Origin of the sequence: Dawidia cretensis (genome assembly GCF_018598175.1) — a bacterium.
In the GTDB taxonomy this organism is placed as follows: domain Bacteria; phylum Bacteroidota; class Bacteroidia; order Cytophagales; family Cyclobacteriaceae; genus Ohtaekwangia; species Ohtaekwangia cretensis.
Genome location: NZ_JAHESE010000008.1, coordinates 1 through 15,206, shown reverse-complemented (window position 1 = coordinate 15,206; position 15,206 = coordinate 1). Strand labels below are relative to the sequence as shown.

Below are 15,206 nucleotides of genomic sequence, written 5' to 3'. Positions count from 1 at the left end.
TTTGGAAACAGAAAAGGCCGACTTTAATAAGTCAGCCTTTTAAGGAGGTCCCGAGCGGATTCGAACCGCTGTAGGAGCTTTTGCAGAGCTCAGCCTAGCCACTCGGCCACGGGACCTTTTTTCGATGGTGCAAAAGTAAAAAAAAGGGTCGTGATTGCAACGAAACCGAGAAATTTAGTGGCAGGCGGGTTCAGTATCACATACGCTTTCATTACCTATCGAATGCCCGGCGAGCAACACCGGCTCCGGACTCATGGCGGTTGTCAGAAACGACGGGTCATTCTTAATTTTGGTTAACTTTGAATAACTATAGACGTATTATGAAGAAGTTTCTCTGGATCGTATTAATTATCTCATCGTGTTCACCGGTATATGTGCCCAACGTTCGCAACGCTGCGCTGTTCCGTGGCGCAGGAGAAGTTCAGGTGTCTGGCCACGTGGGCTCAGGAATAGATTTGCAGTCAGCAGTTTCCGTTACTGACCACATTGGTGTCATGGCGAACTATGAGTTTTTAAGGCGTACCAGAAGTGGAGGCGACAAATACACGAAGCACAATTTCTGGGAGGGTGCTGTTGGATACTACGAAAACTCTGACAACATGAGTTATGAAATCTTTGGAGGATATGGCAGAGGCGAGGGAACAACCTACGATGATTACAATGATCTGTCCGCTCCTCCCACAAAAGTACTGGCCACGGGGAAATATCAACGCTTCTTCATTCAGCCTTCCATCGGCTCAAACCATCGCATTTTTAACTGGATTGTCTCCGCTCGAATAAGCTACGTTGACTTTGACGAATTTGTTCATGATGGTCGCAGTGCGACTTACAGCGACCCGGTGATATTTTTTGAACCGGCTTTCACAGGGCGGATTAATTTTGGCAAAAGCCCCATCTATACACAATTTCAGACGGGTTTGAGCTTAGATACTACCTACGGAGACCCCGTCTACGATTACGAAGCATTTAACTTTTCTTTCGGCTTCGGTCTTCGGTTAGGTGGCCTTCCTCGCGAAAAAGCAGATAGAGAAAATTAGGGAAGCGGCTCGAACCTGCCTGGCGGCAGAGAGATCCGCTCGCGACCTCTTCTTAAGGACAATTCGGTAACAACCGGGTTGTCTTTTTTTATTACCATGCCAGCCCCAAATTAAATTTATATAGCAGAGACGCAGAATTGGGTCTATTTTTCTTATCTTAGTCATGGTTCCTCGATCATCTGATCCGATGATAGCCCACTTGGAACCTTCGTATAGGCAAAACGACTTGCCGTCTTTGATTTATCATCACATCGTAAGCTTGAACGATGGACGTCTACGTCCCACGCACCGCTGCATGTGTTGTATTGGTTGAATCGTAACACACTGTAACCCCTTTACCGATGCCCTTTTATACTGGCTTGCGAAAATTCCTGGATGAAAATCCTACAGATCTATTGATCCTGCAGCACGGTGATGCTGCTAAGCGAAAGGCTAAACTGCAGTTTATTATCGATCGGATGCTTCGATTAAAACGAGCATTGCGAGAGCAAATCCCGGCAAAGACTGTATCCGACAGTTTACTCCTGGCGACTTGGAATCTCCGGGAGTTTGATTCCAATGGAAAAAAGCAGGGCCCCAGGCTTATCGAGAGCTTTTATTATATCGCGGAGATCATAAACAGTTTTGACCTCGTAGCGGTCCAGGAGGTGAAACAGGACTTGTCAGCACTAAAGACCGTAATGCGGATTCTAGGGCCGGGTTGGGATTTTCTGGTGACGGATATAACCGAAGGGACTTCCGGCAATGGCGAACGGATGGCATATATCTATAATAAGTCAAAAGTATTGTTTACAAATATTGCCGGTGAGATCGTTCTTCCCTCTAAAAAGGATAGTAAAGTTGAGCAGTTTGCACGCACACCGTACCTGGTATCTTTTCAATCTGGCTGGTTGAAGCTCAATCTTTGCACGGTGCACATTTATTTCGGGAGTGGACAAACCCTGGTTCGTCGGGTGGAGGAAATTGGACGCATTTCGGAATTTTTTAAGAAACGTTCATTAAAGGATCAGGAGAACTATATACTACTGGGAGACTTTAACATCGTTGGAAAAGAAGATGAGACGATGAAGGCACTCTTAAAAGGCGGCTTTAAAATACCCGATAAAATTCAAAAGAATACGAAGGGGAGTAACCTTGATAAGAGCAAATTTTATGATCAGATCGTATACCGCGATAAAAAGGGGATATTCAATTTACGGGCAATGCCGGTGTCTTCGATTTTTATGAACACGTATTTAAAGAAGATGAAGTGGCGAAGTATAAGAAGGATTATAATATTTTAAGAAAGCTCAATAAAAAGAAAGTAGTGGCGAATTTAACTCCGAAGTTGTACAAACAGTGGAAAACATTTCAGATGTCGGACCATTTGCCGCTGTGGGTGGAATTTAAGATCGACTTTAGCGAGCGATACCTGGAAGGCCTGCCCTCTATTTTGAAGACGAAATAAGACGAAGTGTTTGAGGAAGCGCTGGTGTGTATAGCGGTGTGGTCTTCTCTTGGGAAGCCACACCGCTATACAGTCTAAGACAATTTCATAATCCCCCTCACATACCCAATAGACTCAGCCAACCCCGGCACAGCATCATCCCCATCCTTCTCATATTCAAACGCCACTACACCCTGGTAGTTGATTTTCTTCAACGCCTTCACAACATCCGGAATAGGAATGACACCCCGGCCAACTTCGATCGGAGCACCATCCGCCGCGCGTTTGTCAACGTCCTTCATGTGGAGGTCGTAAAGCCGGTCTTTATACTTTTCGATAAAGGCAACCGGATCCTGGCCGATGCGAATCACGTGGCCAATATCGATGCAGAAGCCGATGCGTTTGTCCAGGTCTTTAATCTTGTTATATACGTCCGCAGGACTGGAGTACATCTCATCACCCGGGCCATGGTTATGGATTGCTACCTTAATGTTGTGGGCCTTTACTTTTTCGTTGACCATCGACAGGAGGGAATGTTTCGGCACGCCGACAATCATCTCGAGTTGCGCGGCGACGGCGTAGTTGAATACGGTTTCAACCTCTTGCTCTGTGTTCATGTAAATGACACCGGCGCCGTAAAGACGAAGGCCGGCGGCTTTGACTTTCTCCGCTATGGCTCGAAGGTCTTCGGCGGAACTTTCCAAAGGCATATGCATGCTCTTCAATGATACCGCGGTAAGACCCAGACGTTTGGAGATCTTAATCACATCATCCAGACTGAATTTGCGCAAAGTATAGGAAGCAAGACCGAGTTGCAGCGCCACTGCGTCCTTTTTAGTTTCCGTTGCTTCGGCGGCTTGGGTTACAGTGGGGGACAGGCCGAGGGCTGCTGCGGATAGCCCAAGCATTTTTAAGAAAGTGCTTCTGGATTGCATCATAGGGAATGGGTTTACGGAGTGTTGAAAATCGCAATTTTACCGGCCACCGCCTAAGCATGAATGACAAATCAATTAATCCGAATCATGAACGGTAAATAGGCCATGCTTTTTACGCGTTTCTTCACGCGTGGCGGCAGCCGCCAACCGGATTTATCCGGGTGCGTCTTCACGCTTTAATCAGGTGCGGTATATTTTGGACATGCCGGCGTATAATTTTTCTGCCGACGATACCGTGCACTGATGGATTATTTTCAACTCTTCTCCGGTCATTAAGCCTTTATTAATTCCCTGATAAGCGCTCATCGCTATCTTTTTGCTCATAACGTTAACGCCATGGACTGCAGTCCGCTTTTAGGAGTCATTATAAACGAAAACTAAACAATCATGAAAAAGCGAAAGTACACGTACGCAAAAGCCTTTATTGTTCTTTTGGTTAGCGTCTTAGGAGCATGTTCAGATCAGGGAATTATTGACAGCGATAGTGATCAGGCGTCGGGCCCGGAGTCGACGCGTGACCGGGCCATTGCGCCGCTCGCATCTCCGGTAGGGGATGTAGTCGGAAAACTGGTTGTCGGATATCAAGGGTGGTTTGCCTGCGCGGGCGACGGATCCGCCTATAACACATGGGTACATTGGGGCGGTGGCGCGCAAGGCCCCCGGCCCGGCAATCAAACCTTCGATTTGTGGCCGGATGTGCGGGAATATACCACCACGTATCAAACCGGCTACGCCAATCTGGGCAATGGACAACCGGCGCGACTATTTTCCTCCTGGGATCCACAGGTCGTGAACAAACACTTTGAGTGGATGCAGCAGCATGGCATTGACTGCGCAGCCATGCAGCGGTTTGGAAAGAGCGACGGGCAGAAAGATGGGATCGCCACCCGCGTGCGGAACGCCGCGCAGACCTACGGGCGAAAGTTCTTTATCATGTATGATCTTTCCGGGTGGACCAATTTTCAAAGTGAGATCAAGACCGACTGGACCAACGTTATCACAGGCAACCTGAACCTGACCGGGTCGAGTGCCTACGCGATTCAGAATGGTAAGCCGGTGGTTTGCATCTGGGGTATGGGCGTCTCCGGCCGGCCGGGCAATGTCACGTCATATCTTGACGTCATCAACTGGTTCAAAAGCCAGGGCTGTTTCGTTATTATTGGTGTGCCCCGCGACTGGAGAAATCAAACGGCCAATCTTCCGGCGTTCGATGCCGCGAACATGATTACGCCGTGGGCTGTAGGAACATTCAACAGCCTGGCCGGTGCCGACAGCTATGTTCCCGTGATGCAGGGAGATTTGTCCTATTGCAACACCCGCAATATCGATTATATGCCCGTGATCTGGCCTGGCTTTACGTGGGCCAACTGGAATGGCGGCGCGCAGAATCAGATTCCCCGGCTCCACGGCGATTTTATGTGGCGTCAATTTTACAACGTCAAGAATGCCGGGATGTCGACTGGTTACGTCGCGATGTTTGATGAATACGACGAGGGTACTGCTATTGCAAAGGCTGCCGAGAACGCCAGTATGCGTCCAACAAACCAGTGGTTCCTGAGCCTTGACGCCGACGGCGTGGCCGTCTCATCGGATTTTTACCTGCGGCTTACCAGAGATGGTGCGCAGATGTTAAAGGGGCAAATCGGTCTTACGCCGAATCACCCGACGGCGCATACCACCAGCAGTGGGGGAAGCGTTATCTTCTACCAGGATGTCAACTATGGAGGCGCAGCCACTCAGGCATTGCCGGTTGGTAACTATACACAGGCACAGCTTGCAACACGTGGTATGCCAAACGACTGGGCATCGTCTGTGCGCGTGCCCGCCGGCAGGACCGTCATCCTTTATTCTGGGGACAACTTTACCGGCACGTCGTGGACACGCACCGCAGATACGCCCAACTTCACAACCCTATCGCCGAACGCCAATGACGTGGCTTCTTCCGTGAGGGTTCAATAATGAAAGAAGGTGTGGATGGTTGAATCCACACCTTCTTTAAAAAAACAGGGCAAAAGGCGAAAGCGTACGTTTAGGTGCTCTATCCGCTGAGCTATCTCGTGATGTATACTTTCTAAGTCACAAGAGCGGGATTCGAACCCGCGACCTCCCGGTTAACAGCCGAAGTAACGCTATTCTACGGCACCTGTTATTTTTTACAATCATAAAACCGAGCAACAACCCGGCAAGCGGCTTATTTTAATGCTCTACCTGACTGAGCTACCCCGGCTTGCGCCGAAGGAGGGATTCGAACCCCCGTCCCTTAAGTACCGAAGTAACGCTTGTCTACGGCATCGGTTTAAAATTCTTTAAACAAAGGGCAACAAACCAACAGGGCTTTTTTTCAATTTAAAGTCGAAGTAACCCTGTTGTACGGCACCTCTGTATATCTTAAGAAAACATAAGGAGTAAAAGACGAAGCAAGTAATCGGGCATGCAAGCCGGGAGTCGAACCCGGAACACTTCCTCTGATCTGGTCAGAGCTTGTGATTCCTCCCTGTTTGAGCGAAGTAACCCACTTCTACGACATCCTTATTTTTTATTTACACCCTCTCCCGTATGAAAGGGAGAGGGGTAAAATTATAACGCTATCTTTTCGATCTCCGACAATGCGGCACGACCCTCGTCCAGTGCGTTCAGCACATCGAAGACCTTATCAGACCAGCCGGCAATCAGGTATACATCGCTGGCGCGTACGTCAACGGGCGCCTGACCGTGTCCTGCCAGATCGAACAGGTACAGCTTCGCCTTCGGCGCCAGCTTCTTGTACAGTGTCCACTGTGCCGACAGGGTAGCCGTTGCGCCCGCCTGCGTGGAATCGCTGTTCCACAATTGGCAGTCCGTAAACAACATGATCTTATCGACGATCTGACGACGCGCAATCAAATCCTGGATGACTTTGTAGCCATTCGTAGAATATCCCACCTCTCCTTCGCGGCGGTAGAACTCTTGTACGTTGCCCAGGATGTTTTTACGCGACACGTTCACGATCTTCCAGGTATCGCCAAACATACCGGTCTGCACCTGCGCGCAGCGCGATTGTAACAATATACCGAGCATTAACCCGATGTCGTACAGCTGCACTTTGCTTTTTGCCGATACAGGTGTCTGCATCGATCCGGATACGTCGCAGGCGATGCATACGGAAGTATTGCTACCGAAGCCACGGATGTTTGCCGCGCTATGCGCCACGGCATCTTCCAGGGCATCCAATACCATCGCAGCCAGTCCGGATGACAACCCTTTTACCTCACGATACGCTGCCAGAAAACGGAATGGCAACTGTCGTGACTTTGCCACCGCTTCACGGTCGGACAAGTATGTACACACGCGTTCCATCGCTTGTGATGATACACCGGCCTCCAGCATATTCCGCAGGTTCCGGAGCGTAGCCATGTACCCCAGTTTTCCGCTAAAGATCAGCTCTTCCCACTGTGCGCGGAAGGCCAGGATCTTCTGCCCTTCGCTATGGAATTTCTGCTGACCCAGCGCCGACAACGTAGTCTCCCAGGTATAGGGTATATCCAATGTGCCCTGCACAATCTTGTTAAAGATCGCCTGTTGCTGCTCGCTCACCGCTTTCGGGTGCACCAGGAACAAGGCGTCTTTCAACTTGATCTCGCTGGCGCGGTCGTATTTCGCAAACTGATATTCATCAAAGGTGTTGAATGCTGCCGACAGGCCACGCTGTACTTGCTTCGACAGCTTGTTAAGCTTCTTGGCACCGGTACGTGCGTTGGCCAGCTGGTAATATGCCAGCAGCTCGGTGATTTCGTCCGCGCGCTGTACAACCTGGCGTACCGTGTTTCCTACCGTACTGTTACCGGACTGGAGCTTCGCCAGCTCCACCGCCAACATCAGGGGCACACTACGCAAATGCATACGCTGTCGCGTATAGACCGCCAGTCGCGCCACAAAATCAGGTTCGTTCAGCTCGATCAGCATACGGATACGCTCCATGCGCTCGCCGGCCTTTTCGTAGAACTTATCGCTTAGCGAGGTCGTTACCACGGCGCTGTAAAGCTCCAGGCGCTCGTCCAACGTATGCGCCGTAGCGCCTGCGTGGTTCGTCACCTTGTTGGTTGTCCGTACATTGAATTTCATAACCTTTATATTTAATTGACGATACAAAGGTTAGGGGCTACTGCGCAGCCTTTCTGCGTAGTAGAACGCTCTGCTAATTTTTTTTCAAAAAGAATGGGAAGTTGTGGGTAAAATGAAAATTACCAGGGCAACAGCATCTTAAAGAGTATTAACACCAACATCACCCGGTCCAACGACAACCGCAGGTGCTTCAACGCCGCCGATATATAATTCTCCACCGTCCGGGGTGAGATCTTCATACGCTCGGCAATACGCTGTGTGGGCTCGTGCTGCATGCGACTAAGCCGGAAAGCCGTTTGGTAATGCTTCGGTAACCCCGAAAGGCTTTCTTCAATAGTCTTATAAAGATCTTTCAGATGTAAGAGCTCTTCGCTGGAGTTATCCACGCGCTCGGAAGCATAGAGTACAAAGTCGGCCGCATAACGCTCCCGTACCGAACGGGACTTCATAAAAGTAAGGATCTTATTCTTCGCAGCCCCAAAGAGCCAGGCTTCTACCGATGTGTTGATGACGAGCGTCTCGCGCTTCGCCCAAAGGGCCAGGAAAATCTCTTGTACAATCTCTTCACAGACTTCTTTCTTTTTCACCTTGCTATAGACATAGCGGTATAGGGCCGGTTCGAAACGGTCGTAGAGTGTCTCGAAGGCCTTTGCCTGTTCCGTGGCAGGCAAAGAGAAGAAGTCCGAAAGATTGAATTCAGACGCCATAGGTTGGGGCCAGGGTATTGATGTAAGAAAGTTAGAATTTTTTTATTTCAATCGAAAGCATACCCCCGATTTGGTTGAAAACCAGGGAGTTGGAAAGTGTTTAAAGAAAATTTCCTGAAAACGTGTGCGTAAACGATCGCTTAGGTTACATCCTAATACGCAGGATAGCAAGATTGCACCCTGTATCATCGACCTGTAATATGAACAAATCAGAATTTGAGCAGCTTATCGAAAAGTACCAGCGAGGGCTGTTGTCTGGAAAAGAAAAGGAGTTAATGGACGCATGGTTCGACGCCATGGGCCGGGATGAAGTAAAACCCCTGCGGACGGAAGCGGAGCGCGAGGGCTTAAAACGCCGGGTGATGGCAGGCGTACGCCGAAGTAGGACGTCGACACCGGTGCGCGTCTGGAGGATTGCAGCCTCTATTTTACTGGTGGCCGCTGCTTCATTCGCAGTCTGGCAGTACACGACACGCCCAGGCGACCAGCCGATACCGCGAGAATTGACAGCCTCGTCTGAAGAGGGATTTGTACAGAAAGTTCTGCTGGACGACGGAAGCCTGGTATGGCTGAAGAATAACAGCTCACTGACCTACCCGGAAAAGTTTACAGGCAAGGAACGGCGGGTTGCGCTTCGCGGTGAAGCACTGTTTGAAGTAGCAAAAGATGCCAGCCATCCCTTTATTATTCAATGCGGCGAGCTGACGACCACGGTGCTGGGTACAAGCTTTAACATCAAGTCCAGCGAAAAGGATATCGAGGTAGTCGTGCTGACGGGCAAGGTGTCGCTGACGGCCCAAAATGACCAGCAGGGCATCGTCGTGTTGCCGTCGGAGAAGGCAGTATATCGCAAGGAGATGAAGCAACTGGCCAAAGTCGAGACACAACCGGAAGAATCAGTGGCCAGTGTTTCGGGCACCGAGTACGACATGAATTTCAACCAAACCCGAATGCTGGACGCCATTCGGCGTATAGAGCAGAAGTTTAATGTAGCGATATCCCTTACGGACCCCAGCATGAACAACTGTACCATCACCGCCAACCTCACCGACCAGTCGCTCAAGAAGACCCTGGACGTAATAACCCTCACGTTGCACGCACGCTACGAAGTGAATGGCGGGGTTGTGACGCTGACCGGCACCGGGTGTAGTGAATAAGTTTCGACGTACCTAAACAAAACAATAGATGAACAACCCCACAGACAACCCCAATACAAGCTAGCACGAGCATATTAGCCACAGCCTTGAAAAAAAAGGCAGAAGTGTTTGCACCACCTCTGCCCCCCGTCCGAAGACGGTAGGCTAATGTTTCACCACGAGTAGTTTCACAATAAACCTTAACAAAAATGCAAAATTTTACGATCAGTTGGATCGGTAAGCTTATGCGTATTACCCTAATACAGGCAACTCTTGCCATGACCCTTTTCGGTGTCGCGCTCGCCGGAGACAATTACGGCCAGCTTCTCGAACTGCAGGTAACGGTAAAATACCGTAACGAATCCATTCGGAATGTGCTTTCGGGCATCGAACGTAAGAGTTCGGTCCGGTTTGCGTACAGTGGCAGTATGTCGGCCCTGGAAGAAAAAGTGACCATCGCGGTAAATAGTACCCGGTTAAAAGAAGTGCTGGAGACCCTGCTGAAGCCTCGCGGCATCGCATACGTTGAACAGAGCGACTTTATTATCCTTTCCGATCGCCCCCTGGATCCCACAGACGCTACTCCCAACGACTATCGGTCAACGCCCGATCAGGCCGACCGTACTGTATCCGGCACCGTGCTGGACGGTGATAGTAAAGAGCCGCTTCCCGGTGTGAACGTCGTGATCAAAGGAACGAGTAACGGCACCACCACCGACGGTGATGGCAAGTATACCCTAAACGTTCCCGACGAGGGTGGTGTACTGGTGTTCTCCTTTATCGGCTATGCTACTCAAGAAGCTATAATCGAAGGCCGTACCGTGATTGATGTAGCCATGGCGGCCGATATCACTTCCCTCGACGAAGTTGTCGTTGTCGGATATGGCACGCAGCAGCGGAAAAACGTCACCACCGCCATTACACAAATATCCTCGGAAGATCTTCTGCTAGTGGCCGGCAACGGCGCCCTGATGGCGATGCAGGGTAAAGTAGCGGGATTGTCGATTGTCAACACGGCGGCCGCCGATCCTAATTCATCTCCAAACTTTCAGTTGCGGGGAGTGTCTTCCCGCAATGCAGGCCTGGGACCGCTGTTTGTCATTAACGGTATACCGGGCGGGAACATCGACAACCTCAACCAGAACGATATCGAGTCGGTTACAGTGTTGAAAGGCGGTGCTGCCGCGGCCATCTATGGCACCCGTGGTAGCAACGGCGTCATCCTCGTAACAACCAAGAAAGGCACGACGACGCCCCAGGCTTTTTATGATGGTTATGTCAGCTTTAATTATTTAGCCAATACGTTGGATGTGCTGTCACGCGACGAGTTTATGGCGCACGAGCGTGGCGTCGACTATGGTGCCAATACCAATTGGTTAAAATCCATTACGCACGAGCCCGGTGTGTCGCAGAAACATACGCTGCAGCTATCGGGCGGAAGTGACCTGACCAATTACATGATCTCGTTCGACTATCGCGATGCCGAGGGTGTTGACCTGCGCTCGGATAAAGAAGAATATGGTGCACGGCTCAACCTCAACCACCACTCAGCCAATAATCTATACGTTGCTACCATTACCATCGCGCCGCGCTACCTGAAGTCCAACAATACAAGCACCGGAGGCTTTAGCCAGGCGCTGTTCTTAAACCCGACACTGCCCGTCCAGGATACGATCAATCCCCAGCGATATTTTAATATTCGAACGGGGTTTGACGGCGCCTACAACCCGGTGGAAGAATTAAAGACCGTGCTGAGCGGTACCGAAGGGAAATACCTCGATTGGAGCGCTTCGTTCCGCCTGAACCTTTTGAAGAACCTGTATACTCAGGTTAGTCTTAGTGAGCAAACGTCTGATTTCTTTGACTTCGGATTTACTCCCTCGTATAACACCGGCAAGATCAACAACGACGCCGGAAGAAATAGTGCCAGCCGCGCCTATAAAAAGCGCGATCAGAAGACCCTGGAGTGGATCGGTAATTATGGCTTCACGCTGGACAAGCACAATGTCGAAGTGATGGGCGGGTACTCGTTCAACTATTTCTCCAATGAAGGACTTAACGCTTCCAATGAGCAATTCCCGTCCGATGTGCTGACCTATAACAACCTGGGCACGGGCACGTGGATTCTGGAGAGCCCGCAAAACCGGGTAGGTTCCTATAAGACGGATGCCAGGCTTATCGCCTTTTTTGGTCGCGTAAACTATGACTTTGCAGATAAGTACTATGTCTCTGCCAGCATACGGCGCGAAGGATCATCGAAGTTTGGTATTGGCAATAAATGGGGGAATTTCCCAGGGGTGTCGGTGGGTTGGCGTATTATCAACGAAGCATTCTTCCCGACGGTAAACGCCATCAACGATCTGAAGTTTCGTGCAGACTTCGGCGTAACCGGAAATCAGGATTTTAACAGGGGCGGAGAGGACCTCGGAAGCTATATGTCCATGGACACGTACTCCGGCTACGGATTCTATGCATATCAGGGCGTGTACTACCAGGTGTGGGGTCCCAGTCAAAATACCAACTACAACCTGCGGTGGGAAAAAGCAGAGAACTTTAACGTCGGTGTCGACTTTGAGCTTTTCGGCCGAAGACTTACCGGTAGTCTGAACTACTATACCCGCAAGAACAAAGACCTGCTGGGTAACTATAATGTTCCGGTTCCTCCCAATGTTCAAGGCTCCACCTATGTAAACGTGGGCACGATGAAGAATTCCGGTTTTGAGATCCAGCTGGAAGCCGAAGCTTATCGTTCGGATAAATTTACCTATTCAGTAACATTCGCTGGGGCGACCAACGACAATAAGTTTGTGTCGTTTTCAAATGACCTCTACCGTGGGCAGAACTTTTCGGATATCGGCGGATTGGGAGGCATGGGCAGCTCCGGGCTAAACTCCCAACGTCTGGAAGAAGGCAAGCGTATCGGCAGCTTCTATATGCTGAAGTCCGCTGGGGTAGACGCTACGGGAAGGTTGTTGGTATATAACAAAGCGGGAGAGATCATTCCCGGTAATCAGGCGAAAGCCGACGATCGCCAATATGTAGGAAACGGTCTTCCGAAGTTCACGGCCAGTTTGGGCAACACCTTTACGTATGGCAACTTTAGCGTGGGTATATTTTTACGAGGCGCCTTCGGGTATGATCTGTATAATACTACCGCCTATTTCCTGGGTACACCCGCCACGCAAAAAGGTGTTAACGTCCTGAGCTCCGCGTACGACGGAGGAAAATATTCGGCGCTCACAAATTCCGAAACCTATTCATCGCTTTCGGATTATTTTCTCGAGAAGGGTGATTTCGTGAAGATCGACAACGTGACATTGGGCTATACATTCAGAAATCCCATTGAATTCCTGTCGTCGGTAAGACTCTATTTCACAGCACGGAATTTATACACGTTTACCAAATTTACCGGCGGCGACCCCGAATCGGTTAGTGTAAACGGCTTAACGCCGGGTATAAACACTTCACTGCCGTATTATCCTTCTTCTACCCAGCTTATTGCTGGCTTACAAGTTAAATTCTAATATCAATACTAGCGTATGAAAACTATAACTCAACATATAGTCGGTATCGCATGCAGTGTGCTGCTGGTGTTTTTTGCGAATGGTTGTACAGATCTGGACGAAAAACTGTACGACCGTATCACGTCTGAAAACTTTCTACAGACCAAGGATGACGTAATCCGCGACTTTTTGCGCTCATTCGAGCACGGCTATTGGTCCATTCAGGGTGGTGGTTTATACTATGCCCAGGAATTACCTACGGACGAGATGATGACGCCGAACCGCGATGGCGACTGGTTTGACGGCGGCTTGTACCAACGCCTGCACTACCATACCTGGACGGACCAGGATGGCTATACCAGTGACATGTGGAATGCCTTGTACCAGGGGATCAGCCTGGCGACAAACTCCCTGGAAGACATTGAGAAGATTGACCCCGCGAAGTTCGGTCTGACCGAAGCCGACAAGGCCGACTTTGTGGCCGAATTGAGAACCTTGAGAGCCTGGTACCACCTAAGAGCGTTTGACCTGTACCGGAACATTGTCCTGGTGACAAAGGTGAAGGGTGAAAGCCAGATGCCTTCCCAATCGACGCCACAAGAGGTGTTTGATTTTATTGAGCGCGAATTGACGGAGTCCCTTCCCAATCTTCCGACCCGCGACCAGCTCGGCGACGACGCCATTGGCCGGTGGACAAAGGGCGGCGCCGCAGCATTGCTGGTGCGCCTGTACCTGAATGCAGAAGTTTACATCGACCAGGACAAGTTCGCCGAGTGCGCATCGATTTGTGAGAAGTTTATCAACGGCGAATATGGTAGCTACCAGCTTGAAACCCGGTGGGATGCCCCCTTTGATTACACGAACTCGACTTCGGCGGAAACCGTGTTTGGCTTCCCGTCCAGCTTTGCCAGAACGCATTGGCAGTATGACGGCGGTATGTTCGGGTGGATGGCGCCGCACCAGGCAGGAAAATATTTTGGGCTCTCGGGATTTGGCTATAACACACGCTACGCCTTGCAACCCGGTCGCGACGTCGACAGCGTAGAGTATCCCTTTGCGCTGGGTAAACCCTTCGTCAAGTTCCAGAAATATCCCGACGACGTTCGGTTGAAAAAGTATCGTAACCTCGGCAACAGTACCCGGGAGGGCATGTTCCTGTATGGTTATCTACCCTACGTAGAAGATGGTGAAACCAAATATGTAAAAAGCAACCGCGGGTATACCATTTTCAGCCGCGACCAGGTTGGCTTCTTCAGAGACACACCTCCCGGCCAGGAACTGGCCGACAAAGTCTCTAACATGGACCATGCGGACGATAATTCAGGTGTGTGGCTCGCCAAATATCCGTTCTATCCCACCGAAGATCCGAATAAACTCGCTTCAGCCTACGCTGAAATACGCTATGCGGAGATCTACTATTCCCTGGCGGAATGCAAGTACCGTGCCGGCGATAAAGCCGGCGCCTCCGTGCTGCTGAATGAGGTTCGGAAACGTAACTACCCCGAAGGGTCAACCAGCTTATACGAACCCGACGGGAGCGAGCTCACCGACATTGAAATGATTGACGAGTGGGGCCGCGAGTTCATCGGCGAGGCGCGTAGACGGACCGATCTCATTCGCTGGGATATGTTTAATACAGGCACCTGGTGGGACAAACAACCCGATGTGGATGATCATACAAAAATATATCCCATTGGTAAGAACGTGACCAACCTGGTCCCCAATCTCACCCCCAATCCTGGTTATTGATTAAACGAAATTTACGATGGAGAACTATCAGAATAAAAACATACGCTTCGCAGTCATGTTGCTGCTGAGCGTCAGCATATTGTCGTGCAGCAAAGATCTGGACGCACCGACTCCGGCGCCGTTGGAGACCGGTACCCTTTCGGCATCGAAGACTGAGGTGGTTGTCGACATTGCTCATCCATCCGATGAAGCGGTCAAGTTCGCCTGGTCAGCACCGAAAAATACGTTGGTAGCCTACAAGATTGTTTTTACCGCGGGATCAAAAATTGACTCCGTCAACATTGCGGCTAATACCGTCGATAAAAAATTCTCAAATGTAGAGCTGAACGATATCCTGGTAGACAACCTGGAGTTGGAAATTGGTAAAGCAACATCCGTTAGCGTACAGGTGCATGCAAAAGTTACCATTAACGAAAAAGAGGCATCCTCTAACGTAGTAACTATCTCGGCCACTCCGGCCGTCAAAGGTTAGCTTGTAGCGATTGTTATGAGTAAGCGCTTTGCCCGTTGATCCGGCCCAAACCCGTCTTTTTAATAGATGAACACCACGGGGTCGCATCCCCACAAATTGTGGTAAGTAGCTTAAGACCGTGTTGAGCGGTGAGAGGTTTG

The 15,206-nt window shown here is 50.2% G+C and carries 11 protein-coding genes and 1 tRNA gene; 7 read left to right on the top strand and 5 right to left on the bottom strand.

What is annotated here, in order from left to right; genetic code table 11:
* Positions 1–45: 45 nt before the first annotated feature.
* A tRNA-Cys gene (locus KK062_RS10445) sits at positions 46–116 on the bottom strand.
* 204 nt (positions 117–320) lie between these two features.
* On the opposite strand from KK062_RS10445, the gene KK062_RS10440 reads away from it, so the two are divergent.
* Together KK062_RS10440 and KK062_RS10435 are read left to right on the top strand one after the other, a co-directional pair.
* Positions 321–1,037, top strand: coding sequence for a hypothetical protein (locus tag KK062_RS10440; protein WP_254084238.1), 717 nt, complete (start codon positions 321–323; stop codon positions 1,035–1,037).
* A 341-nt stretch (positions 1,038–1,378) separates the two neighbouring features.
* The gene (locus KK062_RS10435) at positions 1,379–2,320 is read left to right on the top strand and encodes an endonuclease/exonuclease/phosphatase family protein (protein WP_254084237.1); all 942 of its coding nucleotides are present in this window, start codon (positions 1,379–1,381) and stop codon (positions 2,318–2,320) included.
* Positions 2,321–2,558: 238 nt separating this feature from the next.
* Here KK062_RS10435 and KK062_RS10430 read toward each other — a convergent pair whose 3' ends face one another.
* Entirely contained in the window at positions 2,559–3,401 is an 843-nt protein-coding gene (locus KK062_RS10430; protein WP_254084236.1) for a sugar phosphate isomerase/epimerase family protein, read from the bottom strand.
* A 177-nt stretch (positions 3,402–3,578) separates the two neighbouring features.
* Entirely contained in the window at positions 3,579–3,722 is a 144-nt protein-coding gene (locus tag KK062_RS10425) for a hypothetical protein (protein ID WP_254084235.1), read from the bottom strand.
* Positions 3,723–3,785: 63 nt separating this feature from the next.
* Between KK062_RS10425 and KK062_RS10420 the strand changes: the two genes are divergently transcribed.
* Entirely contained in the window at positions 3,786–5,357 is a 1,572-nt protein-coding gene (locus KK062_RS10420; protein WP_254084234.1) for a glycoside hydrolase family 99 protein, read from the top strand.
* Positions 5,358–5,975: 618 nt separating this feature from the next.
* Here the strand turns inward: KK062_RS10420 and KK062_RS10415 are convergent.
* Both KK062_RS10415 and KK062_RS10410 read right to left on the bottom strand, forming a co-directional pair.
* Positions 5,976–7,499 carry a TROVE domain-containing protein gene (locus KK062_RS10415; protein WP_254084233.1) on the bottom strand — a complete coding sequence of 508 codons (1,524 nt, stop codon included), beginning with the start codon at positions 7,497–7,499 and terminating at the stop codon, positions 5,976–5,978.
* 119 nt (positions 7,500–7,618) lie between these two features.
* Positions 7,619–8,206 (bottom strand): RNA polymerase sigma-70 factor, encoded by a 588-nt coding sequence (locus tag KK062_RS10410; RefSeq protein WP_254084232.1) that lies wholly within the window; start codon positions 8,204–8,206, stop codon positions 7,619–7,621.
* Positions 8,207–8,406: 200 nt separating this feature from the next.
* Here KK062_RS10410 and KK062_RS10405 point away from each other — a divergent pair, with 200 nt between their 5' ends.
* The 4 genes from KK062_RS10405 to KK062_RS10390 all read left to right on the top strand — a co-directional run bounded on the left by KK062_RS10405 (position 8,407) and on the right by KK062_RS10390 (position 15,066).
* A complete protein-coding gene (locus KK062_RS10405; RefSeq protein WP_254084231.1) occupies positions 8,407–9,363 on the top strand; it encodes a FecR family protein in 957 nt (318 codons plus the stop codon).
* A 188-nt stretch (positions 9,364–9,551) separates the two neighbouring features.
* Positions 9,552–12,866 (top strand): SusC/RagA family TonB-linked outer membrane protein, encoded by a 3,315-nt coding sequence (locus KK062_RS10400; protein ID WP_254084230.1) that lies wholly within the window; start codon positions 9,552–9,554, stop codon positions 12,864–12,866.
* A gap of 15 nt (positions 12,867–12,881) precedes the next feature.
* Entirely contained in the window at positions 12,882–14,594 is a 1,713-nt protein-coding gene (locus KK062_RS10395) for a RagB/SusD family nutrient uptake outer membrane protein (protein ID WP_254084229.1), read from the top strand.
* A gap of 16 nt (positions 14,595–14,610) precedes the next feature.
* Positions 14,611–15,066 carry a SusE domain-containing protein gene (locus KK062_RS10390; protein ID WP_254084228.1) on the top strand — a complete coding sequence of 152 codons (456 nt, stop codon included), beginning with the start codon at positions 14,611–14,613 and terminating at the stop codon, positions 15,064–15,066.
* Positions 15,067–15,206 lie beyond the last annotated feature (140 nt).

Bases quoted from the DNA above. Each gene is read 5' to 3' on its own strand.
- KK062_RS10400 (WP_254084230.1), top strand. From the start codon at position 9,552: ATGCAAAATTTTACGATCAGTTGGATCGGTAAGCTTATGCGTATTACC.
- KK062_RS10430 (WP_254084236.1), bottom strand. From the start codon at position 3,401: ATGATGCAATCCAGAAGCACTTTCTTAAAAATGCTTGGGCTATCCGCA.
- KK062_RS10440 (WP_254084238.1), top strand. From the start codon at position 321: ATGAAGAAGTTTCTCTGGATCGTATTAATTATCTCATCGTGTTCACCG.
- KK062_RS10405 (WP_254084231.1), top strand. From the start codon at position 8,407: ATGAACAAATCAGAATTTGAGCAGCTTATCGAAAAGTACCAGCGAGGG.
- KK062_RS10415 (WP_254084233.1), bottom strand. From the start codon at position 7,499: ATGAAATTCAATGTACGGACAACCAACAAGGTGACGAACCACGCAGGC.
- KK062_RS10410 (WP_254084232.1), bottom strand. From the start codon at position 8,206: ATGGCGTCTGAATTCAATCTTTCGGACTTCTTCTCTTTGCCTGCCACG.
- KK062_RS10395 (WP_254084229.1), top strand. From the start codon at position 12,882: ATGAAAACTATAACTCAACATATAGTCGGTATCGCATGCAGTGTGCTG.
- KK062_RS10425 (WP_254084235.1), bottom strand. From the start codon at position 3,722: ATGAGCAAAAAGATAGCGATGAGCGCTTATCAGGGAATTAATAAAGGC.
- KK062_RS10390 (WP_254084228.1), top strand. From the start codon at position 14,611: ATGGAGAACTATCAGAATAAAAACATACGCTTCGCAGTCATGTTGCTG.
- KK062_RS10420 (WP_254084234.1), top strand. From the start codon at position 3,786: ATGAAAAAGCGAAAGTACACGTACGCAAAAGCCTTTATTGTTCTTTTG.
- KK062_RS10435 (WP_254084237.1), top strand. From the start codon at position 1,379: ATGCCCTTTTATACTGGCTTGCGAAAATTCCTGGATGAAAATCCTACA.